Raw genomic sequence first — 21193 nt, 5'->3', positions numbered from 1 at the left:
TATAAATAGCGAGGGGTGGCCCCACATTAAGACGTTGTGGGGTACGGGGCCCCACCAACGGTTTAGTGGTGGGGGAGAGGTGGGAGAGTGGCTGATTCCAGCTGCCTGCTAAGCAGTTGTACCTCAAAAGGGTACCGAGGGTTCGAATCCCTCCCTCTCCGCAATAAAGGTGTAAGATTTAGTTGTTTGCACGTGAGAGTGTAGTAGCCAAGACTTAAACTGACAGACACCCCGGAGGGTGCCAACTGTCAGATCAAGTCTTGGCTACTACATATAATACGATCTCGAGAGGATTGCTGATTTTTCAGAGGTTCCTTAACTATTCAATACAAAAGATAACCGGAGATTCTATCTGCAAATTCTTGCGGGGTTTCAGATAGTTTTAAGAGGTCTTCCATAGAACTGCTGTCGATTTTTTTTCTGAATTGCGCAGACCCGGTCAAAAGATCTATCGCAGGGATATCGCTGACGAATTCGTAGGGATCTTTGCGCCACTCAAAGCCGCGGCCTCCATAAAGTTTTTTCACAAGCCATATGAAGACAAGGCCAGTCAGATATGGGCGGAATGTATTTCTATCGATAATTTTCCAGCGGACCCCCTCGCACCGTTCTCCTCTCCATTTTTGACGATTGGGCGTGAAGCTCGCCGGTTCGGCGATGATTCCAGGGAGCGAGAGGGCGTTAAATTCCGACGATATTTTATCAGCTGATATAAACGGTGCGCCTACGAGGATGAATGGTTCATCGGTTCCCCGTCCCTCGGAAAGATTGGTGGCCTCAATGAGGCACATCCCCGGATATAGAAGTGCGGCAGCTAGCGAACGCATATTCGGAGATGGATTGTGCCAACTGAGGCCGGTATCATTCCACAGCATCTGTCTTTGCCATCCATCCATCTTTATGATATCCATGTTTGCGCCGATATGCTCATTATTGTTCACATAGTGAACAATCTCAGCGATCGTCATTCCATGCCTGTTTGGCACCGAATACAGCCCCACAAATGATTCAAACCCCGGTTCTATTCCGCCGCCTTCTGTAGAGATTCCGCCTATCGGATTGGGGCGGTCGCACAGGATTATCTTTCTCCCCCTTCGGGAACAGCCTTTCGCACAAAGCGCCGCCGTCCATACGTAAGTATAGTATCTGCTTCCTATATCCTGAAGATCTATCAGCATCAGGTCTATGGAGGAGAGGGCTTCGTCCGTAGGGACTAGCGATTCTACGGAGTTTCCGTACAGGCTGTGTACGGGTACTTTCCTCCTTTGTTCAGATTCGGATGGAACGGGTTCCATGTCCTGTGCGGACAGATTTATTCCGTGCTCAGGGGCGAATATCGCCCTCAGGTCGATTTCATCATCCGATAAAACCCTATCTAGAGTGGGTCTTCCCTTTGAATCCACGCAGGCAGAGTTGGTGAGAAGCCCAACTCTGCGGCCGAGCAATTTAGATCGATTTTCGTCAAGGAGGATGTCAATTCCAAGTCTCATTTGCCTGATTTAAGTAACCTCTGAAAAATCAACAAATTCATGGCACCTCTAAAAACTATGCGCTTGTCATCCCCGAGTGCCGATTGACAATGGACCATTGACCAGCTGCGATCGGTGGTTTTGGTCGATGGTCAATTGTCCGTGGTCGAAGTTATTGTTGGAACGGGATTTCCGCCTGCCCCGCTTCAAAATATAACCGCGCTGCTCCAATACAGGAAACTAGCGACGTGAGTTTTCCGGTCGCGACGGCTCATAATAGTGTTTTTAGAGGCGCTTACCGCTAGTTTCTCAGAGGTTCCTTAATTATAGTACTGCGTTCTCCGAGTCAATCCTAGTGCTTAAAAAAGGGATGTATTGTTGACAAAGATTATCCCGTTAAATACAAACGTTGACCAATCGATGATGTGGAGGCTTTGATGGTGGCATATCTAAAACATTTTATCATATCATTATATAAGTAGGACACGATGCGGCGCCGACAGGGGTAATCCTGGGGCGCTGTTTTTATAACCAAGGGGGTTGTATGCAGGTCTCAAGCGGAAAGTCCGGGTTGCCGGCAAATGCGTACACCGAGCTAAAGCCCGGTGAAGTTTACACGCCGATAGTCGGTGCGAACGACAATGTGAAAGAGCTCACCTTCAGGGCTATCTTCATGGGTATCCTGATGGCGATCCTGTTTTCGGGCGCTGCAGCCTATCTTGGTCTCAAGATCGCTCAGGTATTTGAGGCTGCGATACCGATAGCGATTCTGGCGGTTGGCCTTGGTCAGCTGTTCAGGCGAAAATCCACGATACTTGAAAACGTGGTAATACAGTCGATCGGCGCCGCCTCGGGGCTGGTTGTTGCCGGGGCTATCTTCACGCTCCCCGCGCTCTTCATACTGGGGTTGGATGCACATGTGAACCTGATGCAGATTTTCCTCGCTGCTACTATGGGCGGCATCATAGGCGTCATCTATCTGGTCCCGCTTCGCAGATATTTTGTCTCCGATCAGCACGGCAAGCTCCCCTTTCCAGAAGCCACTGCGACGACCGAGGTTCTCGTCGCCGGGGAGAAGGGCGGCGCTCAGGCCAAGATCCTCGCAGTCGCGATGGCGATCGGCGGCCTATACGATTTTCTGGTACTTGCTATGCATTCATGGGCCGAGGAATTTACGACGGCTATGATAGGTTTCATGGCTCCTTTGACCGACAAGGTTAAGGCTGTTTTTACCATCAATACCGGGGCTGCCGTTCTCGGGCTTGGATACATAGTCGGATTGCGCTACGCCCTTATCATCGCCTGCGGTTCGATGCTGTCATGGTTCATCTTCGTACCGTTTTTCAACTACCTCGGCGGCTTCATCCCCGTTGCGATTCCCCCTGCGGCGGAGGGAACGACGATTGCCTCGATGAGCGCTCACCAGATCTTTGGAAACTACGTCAGATACATAGGTATCGGTGGAATTTTCGCGGCAGGCCTCATCGGAATAATAAAAGCCATGCCGATAATAGTCCAGGCCTTCACGAAGGGCTTCAGAGAGGCCTTCGAGTCCAGAAGGGGGCGTGAAGGGGAGACGAAGGTAGAGAGAACGCAGAGAGATATACCTATGCCGGTCATCCTTCTTATGCTGCTCGCTCTAATCGTAGGATCTTGGATATTCTTCAGATATTCCGTCCTTGACGATCAGGTAAATCCCTCCTCACTCAGCTTGGTAGCTCTTGCGGTGGTCTTCCTGGTCTCGTTTCTCTTTACCACGGTTTCTGCGAGGGCGATTGCCATCGTGGGAATCAACCCCGTCTCCGGTATGACGATAATAACGCTGATTCTTTCCTGCGTTATCCTGGTGGCTGCGGGGCTCTCCGGTCCGCAGGGGATGATGGCGGCGCTTCTCATCGGAGGCATGGTCTGCACATCTCTTTCTATGGCCGGCGGACTTATCACCGACCTGAAGGTCGGGTACTGGATAGGCTCTACGCCATCCAGACAGCAATGGTGCAAGATTTTAGGAACGCTTTTTGCTGCGGCAACAGTTGCAGCGGTCATAATAATGCTGAATCGCGTCGATGGTTTTGTTGTCTCCGAACTGCATCCGAAACCGCTTCCTGCTCCGCAGGCAAACGCCATGGCCGCAATCATAAAGGGCGTCATGTCAGCTCAGGGCGCTCCGTGGCTGCTCTACGGAATAGGCGCAGTAATCGCCATCATCATGGAGCTCCTTGGCATAGCACCTCTGGCGTTCGCTCTGGGTATGTACATACCTATGGCATACAACATGCCGGTTCTTCTCGGTGCTATAATCGCCCACTTCGTTCAGAAGAGTGCGAAGGGCGACACGGGCCTCGCAAACGTCAGGCGTGAGAGAGGAACTCTCATCGCATCCGGTTTTATCGCAGGTGGAGCTCTAATGGGTGTTATTGGTTCAGTGATCAGATTTATAGAGACGAGCTACGAAGTAAACATCCTTCCGAGCTTCCACAACGATGGAGTTTTCGGGAACTGGCTCGGTGCGGTCATGCTTTGCGTCCTTTGCGTCTATGTTTATACGGATGCGAAGAGGGCGAAGAAGGAATCGGCCTAACAGGCTTTGGGGCCCCCCGCCACCGGCGGGGGGTTTTCGTTTAAAAAGAAGGAGGTTCTATGGTAAGCGCAGAGGTAAAATTCGGCGCCAAACAGGCTATAGTTAACTGTCTCAAGGTTCAGCGTGGTGAAAAGATGGCGATCATAACCGATAAGGACACGGATTATCTCGCTGCTACTCTCTACGATGAGGCAAAAAATGCCGGGGCGGAGGTTGTCAAGTTCATCATGGAAAATTATGGATCGAGACCTGATGACGGCTCGACTCCGCTCAGGTTTCCAGATGAAATTGCCGACACGCTTAAAAATTGTACCGTCAGCATCTACGTCGCTCAGGGTAAGAAGGGGGAACTGGAGAGCTTTAGAATTCCGATGTTGAAGATCGTTGAAGAAATGAAGATACGCCATGGTCATATGCCAAATTTTATAGAGGCGATGATGGGGCAGGGCATGGCATCGGACTACGCCCAGATCCAGGATGTTACGAAAAAAGTTCACGATATAGTTTCCAAAGCAAGGAAGATTCGCGTTACATCTAGAGGCGGCAGCGATTTTACCGCTGATATTGACAATGATAAATACAGATGGGTTCTATGCGATGGCAATATAAAACCCGGGGCATGGAGCAATCTGCCTGATGGTGAAATCTTTACATTTCCGGCTGACATCAACGGCAGGGTTGTAGTCGATGGATGTTTCGGAGACTTTTTCAACAAGAAATACGGCGATATATCTTCAACCCCTCTTACGTATGAGCTTAAAAACGGACGTTGTGTGAAGGGGAGCGTTAAATGTGCCAATGCAGAGCTTAAAAAGGAATTCGAAGAATACACCTTCAACACCGACGAAAATTCAGACAGGCTCGGAGAGTTTGCGATCGGGACCAACCTTGGCTTGAAGAAGCTGATATCCAACCTTCTTCAGGATGAAAAATTTCCGGGAGTCCATCTTGCTCTGGGCAGCCCCTATCCTGATAAGACTGGAGCCGACTGGACGAGCAATGCACATAACGATGGAATTCTCAGGGATGTTACGATCGAAGTTGATGGTAAGGTAATAATGAAGGACAGTAAATTCACTGCGATATAAGATTGGAGGAAGAGATGGTAGATAGAAAGAGGCTGATCAACACGTTTGTCAAATATACCAAGATAGATACTACCTCTGATCCGGAGAGCAAAACTACTCCGAGCACCCCCGGCCAGCTTGATCTCGCAAAGCTCGTGCTTGAAGATTTGATAGCCGCTGGTGCAGATGACTGTGAGATGAGTAAAGGCGGTTTCATCTTCGCAACGATCAAGTCGAATATTCCGCACGATCATCCCGCTTATGGAAAGGTTCCAGTGATAGGCCTGCTTTCACATCTGGACACCTCTTTTGATGCGCCAGGTAAGGACGTCAAGGCCCGCTTTGTGGAAAATTATAAAGGTGGCGATATTGAGTATCCTGCGAAGCCTGGTTTGAAACTTACTCCGGAGAACGCACCGCATCTGAAAAATTGTATAGGTCATACCATCATAACGAGCGATGGGACAACTTTGCTTGGGGGTGATGACAAGGCAGGTATTGCAGTGATAGTTGAACTCGCCCACTACATGAAGGATAACAACGATGACCTGCATGGAGATATCAGGATAGCCATCATCCCTGATGAAGAGATAGGCGTCGGAACGGAAAAACTCGATCTTAAAAAATTCGGTGCGGATGTAGCATACACTATCGACGGCGGAGAAATGGGCGAGATAGACATCGAAAGTTTTAACGGATTTATGGGGAAGATTCGCGTCGAAGGTTTTTCCGCATTTCCAGGATACGGAAAGGGAATATATTTGAACGCGTCACAGGTCCTGGCTAAGTTTATATCGAAAATGGATGATCGTAGATGGCCTCAGAACGCATCAGGAAGAGATCCGATCTGGTGGGTAGCCAATCTCAGGGGCGAAATAGGGCATGCTGAGATGGATATTTATCTAAGGGATTTCGAGCTCGAAGGGATAGAAAAACAGAAGTCCATTCTGGCTGGAATAAAGAAAGAGCTCCTCAAGGAATTTCCGAAAGCCAAGATAGATATCGACATCAAGGAGACATACAAAAATTACAAGTACGAGCTTGATAAGGATCCGCGCGTGGTTGAATACGCCAAAGAGGCGATGAAGAGGATAGGTCTGACGCCGAAACTTAACTATGTTCGCGGCGGCAACGACTCATGTCATCTTTGTTTCAGAGGGCTTATTTCGACAAATCTATTTATAGGAATGCAGAACATGCACAGCCTCAACGAATGGAATACAGTTGAGACTATCGAGGCTGCGTTAAAAACGGTTATATCTTTGGCTAACGTGTGGGTTGAACGTTCGAAGTAGTGCGATAGTTTGATAGAAAACTGTAACGAAAGGATGCTGTTTATGCCTCTGAAGATGATATCGACAGAGAATGCCCCGAAGGCCGTCGGCCCCTACAGCCAGGCCGTTCAGGCTGGGAATATTTTATTTTGCTCGGGCCAGCTTCCGATCGACCCGAAGAGCGGAGAGCTTAAACTATTCGGCGGAAATGCCGCTGAACAGGCAAAGCTTGTTATGAACAACTTGAAAGAAGTGCTGGCAGCAGAAGGGCTCACTTTCAACGATGTCGCAAAAACGACCATCTTCCTGTCGGATATGAACAATTTTGGAGCGGTAAACGAGGTCTATGCTTCATATTTTGGAGAATATAAGCCCGCCAGAGCCTGCATTGCGGTGAAAAGCCTGCCCAAAAACGTGGATGTCGAAATAGAAGCGATAGCCTATTACGGCTGAAACAGCGCTGGGCTGAGCTCTTGTGGCCGGATTTCTGTATTGCATCGCTTTCAGAGTCTTATTATAAGCCTATCCCCGGCCTTCGCCGGTTTTAACTAGGAGGATTTATGGATGACATAATGATGATGGCGGAACCTTATAAAATTAAAATGGTGGAGCATATCAAGATCAAGACACGATCGGAACGCGAAAGGGCGATGAAAGAGGCTGGCTGGAATACCTTTCTTTTAAAGAGCGAAGATGTGTGGATAGACCTCTTGACCGACTCCGGAACCTCCGCCATGAGCGACTATCAGTGGGCGGGTATGATGCTCGGTGATGAGGCGTATGCCGGCAGCAAGAATTATTATTTTTTAGAAGAGGTCGTTCGCGATGTCATGGGATACAAGTACATCGTTCCCACTCATCAGGGGAGAGGGGCCGAGCACATACTTTCAAAGTGTCTCATCAAGCCAGGCGACCACGTTCCTGGAAATATGTATTTCACAACGACCCGCCTTCATCAGGAAATGGCCGGCGCAACTTTCCACGATGTGATAATCGACGATGCGCACGATCCCTATGCGGATAATCCGTTTAAGGGGAATGTAGATCTGGCGAAACTGGAAAAGATCGTAAATGAATTCGGAGCTGACAGAGTTGCCTACATAACGGTAGGTGCGCCAGTCAATATGGCAGGCGGGCAGCCCGTATCGATGGCCAATATGCGTGAGGTTTCAAAGTACTGCAGGAGGAACGGTATCAAGGTTGTGCTAGATGCGGCGCGCGTTTTGGAAAATTGTTATTTCATCAGGAAACGCGAACAGGGATATTCGAACAAGAGCCTGAAAGATATCTGCCGGGAGCTTTGCTCCTACACCGATGCATGCACGATGTCGGCAAAAAAGGACGCATACGTGAATATCGGTGGATGGCTTGCGATGAATGAGGAAAAATTTTTCATCGATGCAAAAAATCTGGTGGTCGTGTTCGAAGGTCTTCATACTTACGGCGGTATGGCTGGGCGTGACATGGAAGCGGTCGCACGCGGTTTCAAGGAGGCAGCTGAAAACGAGGAAATAATAAACTGGAGAATAAACCAAGTAGAATATCTAGGCCGTAGCTGTATGCAGGCCGACATACCTGTCGTCCGTCCGATCGGCGGTCATGCCGTCTTCGTCGATGCAAAGGCCTTCTTTCCGCATATACCTCAGGAACAGTATCCGGCACAGCGGCTCGCCGCTGAGCTCTACATAGAAAGCGGAGTTCGTTCGATGGAACGAGGAATAGTCTCTGCCGGAAGGGATCACACCACCGGTCAGAACAGGTTGCCGAAGCTAGAGCTCGTTCGCCTTACCATCCCGCGAAGGGTTTACACGAATTCCCATATGGATGTCGTGGTGGAGTCTCTAAAAAGGGTGTGGAAGCGCAGAAGTGAAGTCAAAGGGTTGAAATTCAAGTTCGAGCCGCACGATCTGCGCTTTTTTCAGGGGACCTTCGAGTCCTTATAACGGGTTCTTGAATGGAATTACGCGCCCGTAGCTCAGCGGATTAGAGTATCTGACTACGGATCAGAGGGCCGGAGGTTCGAATCCTCCCGGGCGCGCAACGACTTTTCTGGCGAAAAGTCGTCCTCTATTTTCCATTTTCTATTCTTCTATTTTCCGGGGTTGGTTGCTACTGACGTAGGCGAAAAGTCGAGAAAATAGAAAATGGAGAATAGAAAATAGAGGTTAAAATCTGCATGTCATTTCAGTTTGAAAAACTTGAAGTTTATCAGAAGTCGCTCGATTGGGTCGAAACCGTCGAATCTCTCTGTGAATATCTTAAAGGCAAAACTTCCTATTCTCTCATCGACCAACTTTCCCGTGCTGCACTTTCAGTTCCCTTGAACATCGCCGAAGGCAACGGCCGATGGCACAAAGGTGAAAAACGCCAGTTTTTATGGATAGCTCGTGGCTCCACATTTGAGTGCGTGCCAATTATTCAAGTCCTGCACCGAAAAACTCTTGTCAGTGAAGAGCAATATGCCAAATATTACGAGCAGCTTGATGTGATTGCAAAAATGCTGACGAATCTCATTAAGTCGCTGGATGATTTGCGATCTGACGTAAAATAAAATCGGAGAATATTCCAAGCCCTCAAAGGATCTAGTCATGAAAAAGTTTTTTCTGTTGGTTTCGTCGATTTTTTTTCTTGCTGCCACCGCCTTTGCTGACCCGCCGCATTTTATCAAGGCCTCCTACAGTAAAAACAGGCAGGAAATGAATATCGCCGTGGAGCACATGGTTAATGATCCTTCGAAACATTTTGTAAAAGAAGTGATTCTCTCTCGCGGCGGCGAGGTAATTGCGAAGAAGGAATTCGACTTTCAGACCAGCCGCCGCCAGCAGACGATGCCTCCGATAAAATTCGCGGCGCAAGATGGCGATGAAATATCTGTCAGGGCGATCTGTAACGTGAAGGGCGAGTACGAAACAAAAATTTCGGTAAAGCAGATTCAAAAAAAATGAGCTTATGGCGGTTTTTGTTTTGCGATGTGTCAGGGCGGTGCCGCATCATTTTTGCCTGAATCGTCAGTCTTTGCGCGCCTTTCCGGCCGCCGACGCGCCGCACAAAAAATGACGCAATATCAAATAGTTACGCGATATTTTTCTTGGAAGGATCTTTTTTCATCTGTATCATCCCCTTCAAGATCGAACGGTTTCGAAAAAAATCAGGCGGAATGGCAGCGCGCGGCCTTGGAAGTTTCCGCCGGTCGAAACCGAAAACAAAGGAGGAGGAGATGAAGATGAATGCTGTCACGTTTGGGGCGATAATGCTTTTGATAGGCGGGCTGATAAACACCCTGCCGCCGGTTAGCCGTGGCCTGGCGAATCTTTTCGATGGATCGCCCGTAGCGCAGATCGTGATTGGCGCGGTTTCGATAATAGCCGGTGTCGTTCTGTTCGCGAGGCACAGCAGCTTAGCATCGTAAAACAGTCAGAAATGAGAAAAACCCCCTCGCCGCAAGGTTGAGGGGGTTTTTCTTTGGGCTATGCAATCGTCACAGCTCTATGACGATGACTTTTTCCGACTCCCTGTCCCTATGAGTGCTTTCTGGCCTCTCCCGCATTTCATCGACGGGGATCAATGGGATGCGGTGCGCCTCCTCCATCTCCCTTTCGCGCCTCTCGCGCCGCATCTTCTCCATTATGATCCCAGCCGGTATCTTCATCTCGCAGCCTCTGGCGATATAAATTTGCAAATCACGGGCCAGAAGGCGGCCCTCAATGCCCTATTCAACTGATTGATTTCAATAGTGTAATTTTTGATGCGACAAATTTTACCGATCGCATAATGAGAGGTGATTCGGCCAGCGCCAAAATTTCGTGAGGATGAGTTTAGAAGAGGATCGAAGCGGTGAGCCTGATCATCCAGGCCAGCTCGGCCTTATCCCTCGGGATCGGATCGATGATTGAACCCGGATCGACGAGATTTACATCTATATCGTACGCCCTTCCGGGGAGGAGTATGCCACCCTCAAGCGCCGTATAGAGATTTTCGAATAGCATAGCCTCGGCCAATAGATCAACTTCGAGGCCGTACCAGCGCTGCCACATAGAAGTGCTGCGCTCGCTTATCGAGGGCCACCTTCCCTGCTGCGGAATGAGATCGGCCAGGTTTATATTCGTGTTTTTCTTGGGAGCCCATGCCGTTGTGATTTTTGTGCCGACCTTGGCCCACTGAGCCCACTCGGTTCCTGCGAGATCAAATTTGTGTTTGTAGCCGAGCGAGAAATACAGAGCGTTGTTTATGTAATTGCTGGTGATAGGCTTTTTCCCAGCCAGATACTGCGACCCTGCTGGGCCGTAATTTTTTGCTCCATACAGGGCCGGAGAAGATCCGAGCGGCAGGTTGAACATTATCAGCGCTATTTGATAGTCGGGCCTGAATCCGAACATCGTTATATTATTGGAAAATGGAGTGTCATCCCCTTCAGCGTATCCAGTCTGGAACTTCCACTCATCCCCCGTCTTGTACTTTCCGGTTGCCTCGAACGCCGCCATGAATGTGCGCATTCGCTGTTCCGGCGGAAGCTGGATGATGCCATCCACTCCACCTGACAGGCCGGCGAATGGTATCGAATCCAGAGCGAGACCGGTGGTTACCTTTCCGCCCAGATATACCCCTTCGAATTTGAACTCGTAGTTTTCATAGGTGTATCTGGCATAGAGATCAGCGAAGTACATGAGCGTTTTGCCGTCGATGCCAGCCCTGATTTCATCGCCGTTGGCATCGGTGACCCACATCGTCGTATTTCCGGTGCGGCCATTTCTGCGGCGAAGGCCTCCCGTCATCCCGAGCGCAAACTCCGGGCGTTCGAACAGAAGTATCGCACCGTACTGCTGACAGTCATCGCTGTTTGGTGCGAGGGTTGTGTTGAAGAGATCCTGCCTCGGATCGAACTGGGCATCGTAGGCGATGTCCCAAAAAAGCCCTCCAGTCATGGCGCCGGTGCCTGCGATATCGTACTGCATGATGTACATCAGCCTGTCTGCGGTGTCTCCGAAATCTCCCTGAAGGTCGTTTCCGTCATTTTGGAATATTCCGAGCCCCCAGTTTGAGGGCTGGCGTCCTATTCGAAACTTTCCTATCGGAGTTAAAATATCGGCCCATATGCGACGAACATTGATTGCGCCATTTGTTCCAACGGTCGAGGGGCCGGACATGTAGAATGATCCGGCTCCCGGAGGGAGAGTCTGATCGCCGACTATCGGGGCGATGATATGCAGCTGCTCCGTGTCTTTGCTTCCGAATAGGACGTTGTCGAGGATGTCGAGCTGCCCCTGCATAGACAAGTAATTGTTGAGCTTGAATACAGGTTCGAGGCGAAGCCTCATCTGGTTGTACTGGATGAGTCCGAAGCGATCATTTGAGTCTGGCATGTTCGTTTTTTTTCTATGAAGGTCGAGGTCATAGTTTACCACTCCGCGGTTTCTGAAATATCCGTGGACCGAAAAATCCATCGCTGGGGAGGTCGAAGCAAGCACGGAAGAGATGAGGAGGGCGCAAAAAACTACGATGATTATCTTTTTCATGGTGCGCGATTATACAGGAAGATTGTCAAATTACGAGCCAAAATTGAGAGTTTAGGCCCCTTGCGAGATAAAAAAGGCCCCTCGAAAGAGGGGCCTTTTGTCTTCATTATGCTTACTGGATCAATACATTCCGCCCATTCCGCCCTGAGGCATAGATGGCATGGGATCTTCCTTCTTTGGCTTTTCGGTGATCATGGCCTCTGTAGTGATCATGAGGCCAGCGACCGATGCCGCATTCTGAAGAGCTGAACGGACGACCTTGGTCGGGTCGATGATGCCGCTCTGGAGAAGATCCTCGAACTTGCAGTTCAGGGCGTTGAATCCTTCATTGGAATTCTTTGCGTCCTTCACGGTGTTGACTACCACGGCGCCTTCCCATCCCGCATTCTGTGCTATCCAGCGGCAGGGATATTCCGCTGCGCGGCGTATGATCTGGACTCCTTCCCATTCCTCTTCCGTGCATTTGGAGCGAAGGGCGTCAAGTCCTGATGTGGCGCGGATGAGGGCTACTCCGCCGCCTGCGACTATGCCTTCCTCTACTGCTGCGCGAGTTGCATGGAGGGCGTCTTCGACGCGAGCCTTCTTTTCCTTCATCTCGGTTTCGGTCGCTGCACCGACGTTTATCACCGCGACTCCGCCGACTAACTTGGCAAGGCGTTCCTGAAGCTTCTCGCGGTCGTAGTCGGATGAGGTGTTTTCGATCTGGTTGCGTATCTGAGCGATGCGCCCTTCGATCTCTTCCTTCTTGCCTGATCCGTCGATGATCGTGGTGTTTTCCTTGTCGATCTTTACGTTCTTGGCCTTGCCGAGATCGTTCAGCGTTATGTTTTCGAGCTTGTAGCCGAGCTCTTCGGCGATGAGTTTTCCACCGGTGAGCGTGGCAATATCTTCGAGCATCGCTTTTCTGCGATCGCCAAAACCAGGGGCTTTGACTGCTGCCACGTGCAGCGTGCCACGTAGCTTGTTTACGACCAGAGTAGCGAGAGCTTCGCCGTCGACATCCTCAGCTATGATGAGCAGCGGGCGGCCCATCTTTGCGACCTGTTCTAGCAACGGGAGGAGATCCTTCATGTTGGAGATCTTCTTCTCGTTGATGAGGATAAGCGGGTTGTCGAGTGCTACCTCCATCTTTTCCGGATCGGTCACGAAATACGGAGAGAGATATCCGCGGTCGAACTGCATACCTTCGACTACCTCGAGGGTCGTTTCCATCCCCTTGGCCTCTTCGACGGTGATCACGCCTTCTTTGCCAACCTTTTCCATCGCCTCGGCGATGATGCCTCCGATGGTGTCGTCATTGTTTGCCGAAATTGTGCCGACCTGCGCGATCTCCTTGCGATCCTTCGTGGGCTTCGAATTCTTTTTCAAATTTTCGATTGTGAATTCCACCGCCTTTTCGATGCCGCGCTTGAGCGCCATCGGGTTATGGCCAGCGGCTACCAGCTTTGCGCCTTCGCTGTAGATATACTGGGCGAGCACTGTGGCCGTGGTCGTTCCGTCTCCGGCAACGTCGGAAGTTTTTGAAGAAACTTCCTTTACCATCTGTGCGCCCATGTTCTCGAACTTGTCTTCGAGTTCGATATCCTTGGCGACCGTGACTCCGTCCTTTGTGACGACGGGACTGCCGAAGGACTTGTCGAGGACGACGTTCCGCCCCTTCGGGCCGAGCGTTACCTTGACTGCGTTTGCAAGCGTGTTGACGCCACTGAGTATTTTATTGCGAGCGTCCTGACTGAACAGCAACTCTTTTGCAGACATTTAAAGCCTCCTTGATTCGTTGTTTCGTTAGGGTTTTCTTTTTTCAGCCGATGATGCCGAGGATATCGTCTTCGCGCATGATCATGAACTCTTCACCTTCAATCTTCACTTCGGTGCCGGAGTATTTCGAGAAGAGGATTTTGTCCCCGACCTTCACATCGAGCGGCTGTTTGGTTCCATTTTCGAGAATCTTGCCATTGCCGACCGCCATCACTTCACCCTCTTGCGGTTTTTCCTTCGCGGTGTCAGGGATGATGATTCCACCCTTGGTCTTCTCTTCGCCCGAGAGGCGTTTCACGATGACCCTGTCTTGCAACGGCTTAATCTGCAACTTCGACATGTTCCTTCCTCCTTTTAAATAGTTGAAATCGTTTTGTTTAATTCATTAGCACTCACATCGACGGAGTGCTAATAGCCTCAGGTTGCGCACCATATGATATCAAATCAGGCATAGTCAAGCCCATTTCCCATTTTTTTTCGTGGGAGAGATAAACGGTACCCCTCCCCAGTTTTAGCCCTTAAAGTTAATAACATATTGATATCTAAGCTTTTATTTAGGGGAGATAGAGGGTATCTCTCCCCGGAAGGACGGCGGGGTGCGTTAAATGGATATCCGATTTTATTGACGCCCTGCGTATTGTTGGGGGATGAAAACCAGCTATTATCCGCCGCCATGAACCGAATGAAATTATTCACTATTTTAGTTTTTGTCGCCCTGGTTGGCTGTTCGAATTCCCCCGCTTCCGAGACCGATCTGGCAGGGCGTGAGTCCGGCCCGATAGCCGATACCTCCCCTGCGATAGCCGACAGGCTTGCGCTTGAGGCCGGCCTCAAAAAAATTGTCTATCACATAGGTCCGGTGAACCTTCCGCGCTGGCTCGAATCAGGCGAGATGCTAGAGCGTCCACTGGTCATGACCTTTCAAAGCGATGAGCCGGTTTGGATGGTCGGTTTTTCACCCAAGGTGGTAGATGTAAAGGGGCGCGCGCTTCCTAATGACCTTCTGCACATGGTCATTTTATCGAATCTCCATGAGGAAAATCCTCTTTGTTCCGACGCCGGCAGCGGCCTCCCTTTTGCCATGGCTACCTCGATGCTCACCGATATTAATCTTCCGCAGGGATATGGCTACCCGATTCTATCGACCGATCCCATGGAGGCCCGTGTATCGCTAAAAAATGAATCGAGCACGGAGTATCAGGATGTGTTCTTCGAACTCACGCTTCTGGTTAAACCGATGAATGAGCAGTCGAACCTGAAGGACGTGAGGCCGATGCTCCTGGAGCTCGATCCGTGTGGTCATTCCGCCGTTTCGATCGCGCCGAATGATTTCGCAGAGATGTCGGCCTCTTTCGAAACGAATGAAGCTCTCTCCGTGGTCGCAGCGCACGGGGCCCTGTCGAATTTCGGCTCCTCAATAGAGGTTGGCGTTGCCGACGACGCTGAGCCTTTCTGGCGTGCAGATGCAAAGCTCGATTCCGAAAATAAGTTGCTGGACCTCGAGGGCAATCCCTTCATCGAGCCTCGGGGGATTTCGGTTTCGGAGGGTTCCTCCATGGTTCTGTCGGTTACATACAACAACACATCCGACAAATGGCTTCGGGGGGCTCCCGCTGCTGCGATGATCTACGCTGCTCCGAAGGAATAAGAAACGCAGGAACCGAATTTCAACTGCCGAACTTAATCCTTACTCCTTCTTATCCCCATCTTTTTCTGAGAGAGATCTATTAACTTTCCGATATTTTCCTGTCCGGTTTTTTTGTAGATCGGCTGGAGCGTATCCACCGCCATGCGATAGAGGGCGTATCTATAATAGACCTGTGCTCTCATGAAGGCTTCCCCATCCGGGGACATTTTTAAGCCCTTTATTTTTTCGATCTCGGAATTTAGCTCCTTTTCCGCGCGGTAGGGGAGGACGCCAAATTCGAAACGTGCGGTCTTTCCAGAAAGCTCAGGCGATCTCGTTGCGAGATACCAGCTGTATTTTTTTCCGCGTTCAAACCTGGCTGAGGAATTGGAGACGATAGCGGAGCTCTGATTTTGCTTTATCGGTATGATAGCGATATTTTTTGCCGATGCGTCATCTATGGCTATTGCGGGAGAGGGCCAGTCCACCTTCGGCTCTGAGTCCCACTCGAACGATATTTTATCCGTCAGGAGCACGTTGGTCGCTTTAGGATATATGGCTCCTATTATGTTTGCCCTTGGGCGCGGCCGGGCTCTTTTGAAGGTCCGAACTCCCCTGACCATTCCATGAACGGTAGGCCCTTCGTCGGAGGCCGATATCTCGCGCATCGCGAGCATGATCCCTCCGCCGAATTCCGAGCTCTTGACCTCTTTGCTTTCCCTTCCCACCGAATAGTTCGAGTCGGGGCCTATCTCCGCCACCGTTCCCGTTTCCAGGAGTATCGAGGCTCTGCCCGAGTTGTCGGTCGATACAAAGCTTCCCTGCGGCATCTCCATCCCTATCTCGCCGGCCATAATTTTTTCATCCGGAAATTTTACCGATACGCCGCCAACGCTGTCCACTAGGATGGCAGAGGCGAAGGCGGATGTGGAAATTGCCAAGAGCGCTGTCGCTGTGAAGATATATAATATTTTTTTCATACAAGCTCCTTTTTAGATTTACTGGATCCCCGATTAAAGCACTTGGGGATGACAACCTTCTCGTCATTCGGGGATGACACCATGAATGTCATTCCCGCATGATTTAAGCCGCCGCTACCGCGGGGCAAACGTGAATCCCGTTCCGACAATAACCTCGACCATGGACAATTGACCATCGACCAAAACAACCGATCGCAGCTGGTCAATGGTCCATTGTCAATTGTCGCCAGTCACGGGAGTCTCATTCATACATCTCTATTTTCCAGAGATCTCCGTTACAAGATCCCAACTTGGATCCAAAATTCCGCGCTCGCAGCGCTTGAGAAGTTCCACTGATGGGAAATCATCGGGATGTCTTGTCAGAATATCTTGCAGGATCGATTTCGCTTCAGAAAAATCCCGCTGTTCGAATTTTTTGAACGCTTCAAGATATTGCGCAATTACGAAATCGATCCGCGCCGGGTCGAGCTCGTTCGCAAAACCTATGATCTCATAAATGAGTATCGGTTCGTTTTTTCCTTTCACACGAACGCGATCGACAGGCCTTCTTACTATCGAATCGGACAGAGCGGCTGCGGTGGACTGGCTCGCAATTATGTGCGTTCCGTAGAATTTATTCGTTCCCTCGAGTCGGCTTGCTAGATTTATCGTGTCGCCGATCGCTGTGTAATCCAAACGACCTTCCGAACCCATGTTGCCGATTACGGCAGGGCCGGTGTTTATTCCGATCCTCGTGCGGATTTCTCTGCCGCAGCGCCCGCTCCATTTTTCCGAGATATCTTTTTCAGCCGCTTTCATGCGTATCGCGGCGCTTGCAGCGGCTATCTCATGATTTGCCACGTCGAGCGGAGCGTTGAAAAATGCGATGATAGCATCCCCCTCGTATTTGTCGAGCGTGGCGCCGAATTCGAACAGCACATCGTTCATCCTGCCGAGATATTCATTTAGAAAAGAAACGAGGGTCGAAGGGTCGAGTTTTTCCGAGATGCTCGTGAAAGATGCTATGTCGGTGAACATGCTGGTGATGACCCGTTCATCACCGCCTAGCTTTATCAACTCGGGATTTTCAACTATCCTATCGACTATGGCAGGCGGGACGTATCTTGAGAAAACTCCTTTTATGAATTTTCGCTCCCTCCCCTCGGTGAGTGCCTTCCAGACAACTCCGAAGAGATAGCATATCGCTATCGCAACGATAGGGGTTACGATCGGAGCGACTATCGCATATTTTTTGAAAATGATTACAGATACGAATATCCATCCAAACGCCGAAGCCAAAGCGACAGCCGCCGATCGCAGCGGAGGGAAGATGGTCGATGAAAGAGAGACCAAAATTACGAGCGCAGCCGATATCATCCATACCTGCCAGCGAGTTATCGAGTAATAAAACTGTTTCGTCATGAGCGACGATAGAATGTTTGCATGTATTTCCACGCCGTTCATTCTGGCAAATCCGGTAGATATTCCGTAATACGGCGTGAGGTAGGCATCGGTGGCGTCGTCGTATGCCGCGCCGATAAGAACTATCTTATCCTTCAGCCATGAATCGGGAATCATGCCATCTGCGACCATCTTCGCCGAAAATATCCTGAATGGATTTTTTTCGGATCCGATTGTGCTCGGAGGTCCGGCGAAACGAATCGCTGTTTTTCCGGAGGAATCAGAAAAAGGGGGGATGGATAAAAGCCCAACCCCTTTCCAGTTTGCAGGATCTCCGATCAGGTCCTGCGCCCTGTCGCCGCTAACTGCCTCGTAGAGTATGGCAGCGAAGGATTGGGTGTTTCCGCGGTCGGTTATGAATGAAAGCTTTGCCTCCCTGACTGTGGAATCAAATGCGGAAAATGGCAGGTCGGCAAGTCCGATTCCCGTAAGTGAGTTCATGAAAATTTCATCCGGAAGATCCACGCATCCGGATATTGCCGGGTCCTCTGCGAATTTTTCATGGCAGAGGGATCTCGGCCTCATCGGAACCACTGCGAGCGAGTTTGATTTTTTCAATGATTCGGCGAGTTCAGAGTCGGCCTCGGGAAATGATGTGCCCTTGAAAAAGATGTCATAGCCCACGATTTTCACGCCTGCTGAAAGCAGTCTGTCATTTAACTTGGCGAGGAAATCGCGCGGCACCGGGGATCGATATGGCAGCGACGAAATCGTTTTTTCGTCGATCCAGATCATGACGATATCGGCGCTGGCAGATGTTTTCGGGGAAAAGGCGAGCTGTCTGATATCGAAGGTCGTATCTTCAGCGCTGGATAAAAATTTTAATTTTGAGATTCCAAATGAAGCTGCGATGGCGATTGCGGCGATCAGCGCCGCTGAGATGATTTTTTTCATTTATTCGATTCCAAGTTACTGTAGCTACCGGATCCCCGCCAAAACCATGCGGGGATGACAATCTCGTTTGTTGTCATTCCCGCGGTCTTAGGCGGGAATCCAGTTCCAACAATTAACAATGTTTTTTCATCCTTCGCACCGCCATTCCTGCCGCGGCGAGTGCGAGAATGATGATCTGCGACAGGGAACCGGCAGAATCAAAAGGCGCTATGCTTCCTCCGCATCCCTTGGAAGAACTGGGATTCAGATCGCTTGTGCTGAGATCTCCAGTTCCGCTGTATCCGCGCGTATCGGGCGAAGAAACGGAATCGATGACCTTTGTCGCGCTTACATTTCCGTATCCGACCTCATAGGTAGGGGTCGTGAGGGAGCCTCCGGCTATTATTGCGTCCTTCGTCTGGTCAGCCGTCAGGGTGTCGTTTTTCTGGAATAGCAATGCCACGAGCCCGGCTATGTGAGGGCTGGCCTGCGATGTCCCCTGGCTTTTGAAATGATTGTGGTCAATTTTGAGAGGCCTGAAGGAGTTAGTGCCTTCTCTATCCGTGTAAGATTTCTCGTATCCTTTTGCCAGCGTTGAGATTACAGGGTCCCCCGGCGCCATGATTTCGGGTTTGATAGCTCCGGTTGCCGTAGGGCCTGCGCTTGAAAATGGGCATCTCTCCATTACAGTGCCGCCATTTATATTCGCATAGCCATCCGTATCGCTGTCTATATCGGTCGCGTCCCACGTTTTGCCGTAATAGTCTTTCCATTCGCTCTTATTTTGTCCATGTGGTTTTTCCTGCAGGTATGCGCCAACCGCGATGACGCCTGAGGCTGTAGCAGGCAGCCCCACCGTCATCAAATTATTTCCACTGCCCGTTTGACTGTGGAATACATAGGCAGCGCCGTTGTTGCCGCTTGTCATGTCAAAGTCGCCGTTGTCGATTCCTTTCATAAAATTGGCGTAGGTTCCTCCCCCTTCCAACCACATATCCCCCCCGCACTCTCCGCCGCTAGCGCGGATTATGATATCGAGGACGTACCCCTTTCCGCTCGTGATGCCTATGTAATCTTTCATTATTATTATCTCCCCTTCTTCGATAGTGGCGGCTTTGCTTCCAGGCGCAAACGCCACCATCGCCCTCGGCTTTCCGTTTCTGGCATCGGCTCCATCGGTAGCGAGAACGGTTGCTACTATCTTGTCCGATGATTCGTCGCTTTCGTTCTTATTTTCAGAGAGGCGAATGTCTCCTACAGATGCCACCGCCTTCGAGGTGGATGCCCCAGAAGATGCTACATCATTGTAACGATATATGTTCGATGCGACCGAGCAGTGGTCCTGGCTTCCCACGCCAAACCACGCGTCGATTATAAGCGGAATTCTCCCCACCGCTTGGCCCAGTATTACCCAAAGCCTCCAGGCATGGCTCTCACCATTTGGGACATCAAACGAGGCGTGAATTCCGCCTGCATGATCTGCATATGTATCACCAAGAGTTCCCAGCTCTCTCAGTATATCTGTGTTTACGTACTCATTGCCAGCCGCCACAACCACCGCCCTGCCGTAGTTTTTACCATTGTCAGCATATTTTCCGGCGACGGCTTCGTTTATTCCAAATTCAAGAAGGGATGTATCGTCGTGTGCGCCGATATGGGTTCCCTGAGAGATGTTTATTACGGCCGGCTTATCGAGGATGTCCGCTTTTTTGAAAATTTCGGCTATCCCATCCAGTACCCCGGCCGTGAATGTTGGACCTGAAGCATGTTCTCCATCCTCCGCTATATCATCGCGGTAATCATTTCGAACGAGCATTATGTCTGCCGCGCTGGCAACGCCCGTGTAAGTGTTATCGCTCCCGGCTGCAATTCCGGCTACGTGAGTCCCGTGGCCATCATCTTTATTGTTATAGTAGGATATCTCGCACGAACCATCCCTTATTGTATCGTTGGCGCATTCCGTTATCGAGAACCCATCTTCGTCAGCGCTTTGAAATCGAAGGTACTGAACGCGGGATTTTCCGTCCGCGTTATTGAAATCGGAATGGGAATAGTCGATCCCCGTGTCGATGACTCCTACGACGACGTTTTCCCCGGTGTACTGCACATTCTTATATCCGGCCTGAAGCGTTGCTACGCCGGTATTTGAGCGAGCGGAGTCCATCAGATTTTTCATCGGTACCGATGCCTCGACGGCTTCCACCTCATCCAGATTTTCCAGCGCGCTCAGGTAAGAAATCGGAACGAATGCTGTCATTATCTTGCCGATGAGGCTTCTCACCGTTCCGCCATTTTCCTCGATCGCCTCTTTGGTGATCGCGGTATCGGAGGATTTTATTATGACATCGACAAACTCTCGTCCGCCGCGAACGAAGAGGGACTTGCCGAGCATAGTCTTTCCGATTTCGGGACTTTGGGCCAGCATTTTAAGCTGAAGATCGAGCTTTCCGGCGTACGCGGCCGATGGAAGGGCCATGAGGATCGCCATCGTCAGATAGATTAGATTTTTCTTCATGATTCCCCCGATTGCGCATCAAATGAGATGCGACGCCCACTTCCGTGGTTGAGTTTTGTATAAGAGAAGGGGCTTGCCTGTTTTAACACGCGATGA

At 50.3% G+C, this 21193-nt stretch carries 17 protein-coding genes and 2 tRNA genes; 11 read left to right on the top strand and 8 right to left on the bottom strand.

Annotation, left to right across the window (positions count from 1 at the left end; translation table 11 throughout):
- Positions 1–73: 73 nt before the first annotated feature.
- Positions 74–161 (top strand) — tRNA-Ser (locus GX659_07180).
- Between the two features lie 162 nt (positions 162–323).
- On the opposite strand, the gene GX659_07175 is transcribed toward GX659_07180, so the two are convergent.
- On the bottom strand, positions 324–1490 hold the full coding sequence (locus GX659_07175) for a DUF1343 domain-containing protein (protein NLD28565.1): 1167 nt from the start codon (positions 1488–1490) through the stop codon (positions 324–326).
- A 523-nt stretch (positions 1491–2013) separates the two neighbouring features.
- Here GX659_07175 and GX659_07170 point away from each other — a divergent pair.
- The 9 genes from GX659_07170 (at position 2014) to GX659_07130 (ending at position 9800) form a co-directional block, all read left to right on the top strand.
- Positions 2014–4050: an oligopeptide transporter, OPT family gene (locus GX659_07170; GenBank protein NLD28564.1), complete on the top strand. Its 2037-nt coding sequence runs from the start codon at positions 2014–2016 to the stop codon at positions 4048–4050.
- A 59-nt stretch (positions 4051–4109) separates the two neighbouring features.
- Entirely contained in the window at positions 4110–5138 is a 1029-nt protein-coding gene (locus GX659_07165; GenBank protein NLD28563.1) for an aminopeptidase, read from the top strand.
- Between the two features lie 14 nt (positions 5139–5152).
- On the top strand, positions 5153–6412 hold the full coding sequence (pepT, locus tag GX659_07160; protein ID NLD28562.1) for a peptidase T: 1260 nt from the start codon (positions 5153–5155) through the stop codon (positions 6410–6412).
- Positions 6413–6454: 42 nt separating this feature from the next.
- On the top strand, positions 6455–6844 hold the full coding sequence (locus GX659_07155) for a RidA family protein (GenBank protein ID NLD28561.1): 390 nt from the start codon (positions 6455–6457) through the stop codon (positions 6842–6844).
- A gap of 107 nt (positions 6845–6951) precedes the next feature.
- Positions 6952–8334, top strand: coding sequence for a tyrosine phenol-lyase (locus GX659_07150; GenBank protein ID NLD28560.1), 1383 nt, complete (start codon positions 6952–6954; stop codon positions 8332–8334).
- 21 nt (positions 8335–8355) lie between these two features.
- A tRNA-Arg gene (locus GX659_07145) sits at positions 8356–8429 on the top strand.
- 138 nt (positions 8430–8567) lie between these two features.
- Positions 8568–8942, top strand: a complete 375-nt coding sequence (locus GX659_07140) for a four helix bundle protein (protein NLD28559.1) — start codon at positions 8568–8570, stop codon at positions 8940–8942.
- Positions 8943–8979: 37 nt separating this feature from the next.
- The gene (locus tag GX659_07135; GenBank protein ID NLD28558.1) at positions 8980–9336 is read left to right on the top strand and encodes a hypothetical protein; all 357 of its coding nucleotides are present in this window, start codon (positions 8980–8982) and stop codon (positions 9334–9336) included.
- A gap of 272 nt (positions 9337–9608) precedes the next feature.
- Positions 9609–9800 (top strand): hypothetical protein, encoded by a 192-nt coding sequence (locus GX659_07130; protein NLD28557.1) that lies wholly within the window; start codon positions 9609–9611, stop codon positions 9798–9800.
- Positions 9801–9869: 69 nt separating this feature from the next.
- On the opposite strand, the gene GX659_07125 is transcribed toward GX659_07130, so the two are convergent.
- The 4 genes from GX659_07125 to GX659_07110 all read right to left on the bottom strand — a co-directional run bounded on the left by GX659_07125 (position 9870) and on the right by GX659_07110 (position 14002).
- Positions 9870–10070: a hypothetical protein gene (locus GX659_07125; protein NLD28556.1), complete on the bottom strand. Its 201-nt coding sequence runs from the start codon at positions 10068–10070 to the stop codon at positions 9870–9872.
- A 136-nt stretch (positions 10071–10206) separates the two neighbouring features.
- Complete coding sequence (locus tag GX659_07120; protein ID NLD28555.1) at positions 10207–11904, bottom strand: hypothetical protein; 1698 nt, start codon at positions 11902–11904, stop codon at positions 10207–10209.
- A gap of 120 nt (positions 11905–12024) precedes the next feature.
- Complete coding sequence (gene groL, locus GX659_07115; GenBank protein ID NLD28554.1) at positions 12025–13662, bottom strand: chaperonin GroEL; 1638 nt, start codon at positions 13660–13662, stop codon at positions 12025–12027.
- Between the two features lie 43 nt (positions 13663–13705).
- Positions 13706–14002 carry a co-chaperone GroES gene (locus GX659_07110; GenBank protein ID NLD28553.1) on the bottom strand — a complete coding sequence of 99 codons (297 nt, stop codon included), beginning with the start codon at positions 14000–14002 and terminating at the stop codon, positions 13706–13708.
- 342 nt (positions 14003–14344) lie between these two features.
- On the opposite strand from GX659_07110, the gene GX659_07105 reads away from it, so the two are divergent.
- Positions 14345–15310, top strand: coding sequence for a hypothetical protein (locus tag GX659_07105; protein ID NLD28552.1), 966 nt, complete (start codon positions 14345–14347; stop codon positions 15308–15310).
- A gap of 32 nt (positions 15311–15342) precedes the next feature.
- On the opposite strand, the gene GX659_07100 is transcribed toward GX659_07105, so the two are convergent.
- The 3 genes from GX659_07100 to GX659_07090 all read right to left on the bottom strand — a co-directional run bounded on the left by GX659_07100 (position 15343) and on the right by GX659_07090 (position 21097).
- Positions 15343–16269, bottom strand: a complete 927-nt coding sequence (locus tag GX659_07100) for a hypothetical protein (protein ID NLD28551.1) — start codon at positions 16267–16269, stop codon at positions 15343–15345.
- Between the two features lie 255 nt (positions 16270–16524).
- Positions 16525–18603, bottom strand: a complete 2079-nt coding sequence (locus GX659_07095) for an adenylate/guanylate cyclase domain-containing protein (GenBank protein NLD28550.1) — start codon at positions 18601–18603, stop codon at positions 16525–16527.
- Between the two features lie 112 nt (positions 18604–18715).
- Complete coding sequence (locus GX659_07090; protein NLD28549.1) at positions 18716–21097, bottom strand: S8 family serine peptidase; 2382 nt, start codon at positions 21095–21097, stop codon at positions 18716–18718.
- Between the last annotated feature and the right edge of the window lie 96 nt (positions 21098–21193).

Source organism: Myxococcales bacterium, assembly GCA_012513515.1.
In the GTDB taxonomy this organism is placed as follows: Bacteria; UBA10199; UBA10199; order 2-02-FULL-44-16; family JAAZCA01; genus JAAZCA01.
This window is presented reverse-complemented; position numbering and strand designations above follow the sequence as displayed.

Excerpts from the sequence above, each read along its gene's own strand:
- GX659_07170 (NLD28564.1), top strand. The coding sequence starts at position 2,014 with ATGCAGGTCTCAAGCGGAAAGTCCGGGTTGCCGGCAAATGCGTACACC.
- GX659_07090 (NLD28549.1), bottom strand. The coding sequence starts at position 21,097 with ATGAAGAAAAATCTAATCTATCTGACGATGGCGATCCTCATGGCCCTT.
- GX659_07150 (NLD28560.1), top strand. The coding sequence starts at position 6,952 with ATGGATGACATAATGATGATGGCGGAACCTTATAAAATTAAAATGGTG.
- GX659_07135 (NLD28558.1), top strand. The coding sequence starts at position 8,980 with ATGAAAAAGTTTTTTCTGTTGGTTTCGTCGATTTTTTTTCTTGCTGCC.
- GX659_07175 (NLD28565.1), bottom strand. The coding sequence starts at position 1,490 with ATGAGACTTGGAATTGACATCCTCCTTGACGAAAATCGATCTAAATTG.
- GX659_07165 (NLD28563.1), top strand. The coding sequence starts at position 4,110 with ATGGTAAGCGCAGAGGTAAAATTCGGCGCCAAACAGGCTATAGTTAAC.
- pepT (NLD28562.1), top strand. The coding sequence starts at position 5,153 with ATGGTAGATAGAAAGAGGCTGATCAACACGTTTGTCAAATATACCAAG.
- GX659_07140 (NLD28559.1), top strand. The coding sequence starts at position 8,568 with ATGTCATTTCAGTTTGAAAAACTTGAAGTTTATCAGAAGTCGCTCGAT.
- GX659_07100 (NLD28551.1), bottom strand. The coding sequence starts at position 16,269 with ATGAAAAAAATATTATATATCTTCACAGCGACAGCGCTCTTGGCAATT.
- GX659_07155 (NLD28561.1), top strand. The coding sequence starts at position 6,455 with ATGCCTCTGAAGATGATATCGACAGAGAATGCCCCGAAGGCCGTCGGC.
- GX659_07130 (NLD28557.1), top strand. The coding sequence starts at position 9,609 with ATGAAGATGAATGCTGTCACGTTTGGGGCGATAATGCTTTTGATAGGC.
- groL (NLD28554.1), bottom strand. The coding sequence starts at position 13,662 with ATGTCTGCAAAAGAGTTGCTGTTCAGTCAGGACGCTCGCAATAAAATA.
- GX659_07105 (NLD28552.1), top strand. The coding sequence starts at position 14,345 with ATGAAATTATTCACTATTTTAGTTTTTGTCGCCCTGGTTGGCTGTTCG.
- GX659_07110 (NLD28553.1), bottom strand. The coding sequence starts at position 14,002 with ATGTCGAAGTTGCAGATTAAGCCGTTGCAAGACAGGGTCATCGTGAAA.
- GX659_07095 (NLD28550.1), bottom strand. The coding sequence starts at position 18,603 with ATGAAAAAAATCATCTCAGCGGCGCTGATCGCCGCAATCGCCATCGCA.
- GX659_07120 (NLD28555.1), bottom strand. The coding sequence starts at position 11,904 with ATGAAAAAGATAATCATCGTAGTTTTTTGCGCCCTCCTCATCTCTTCC.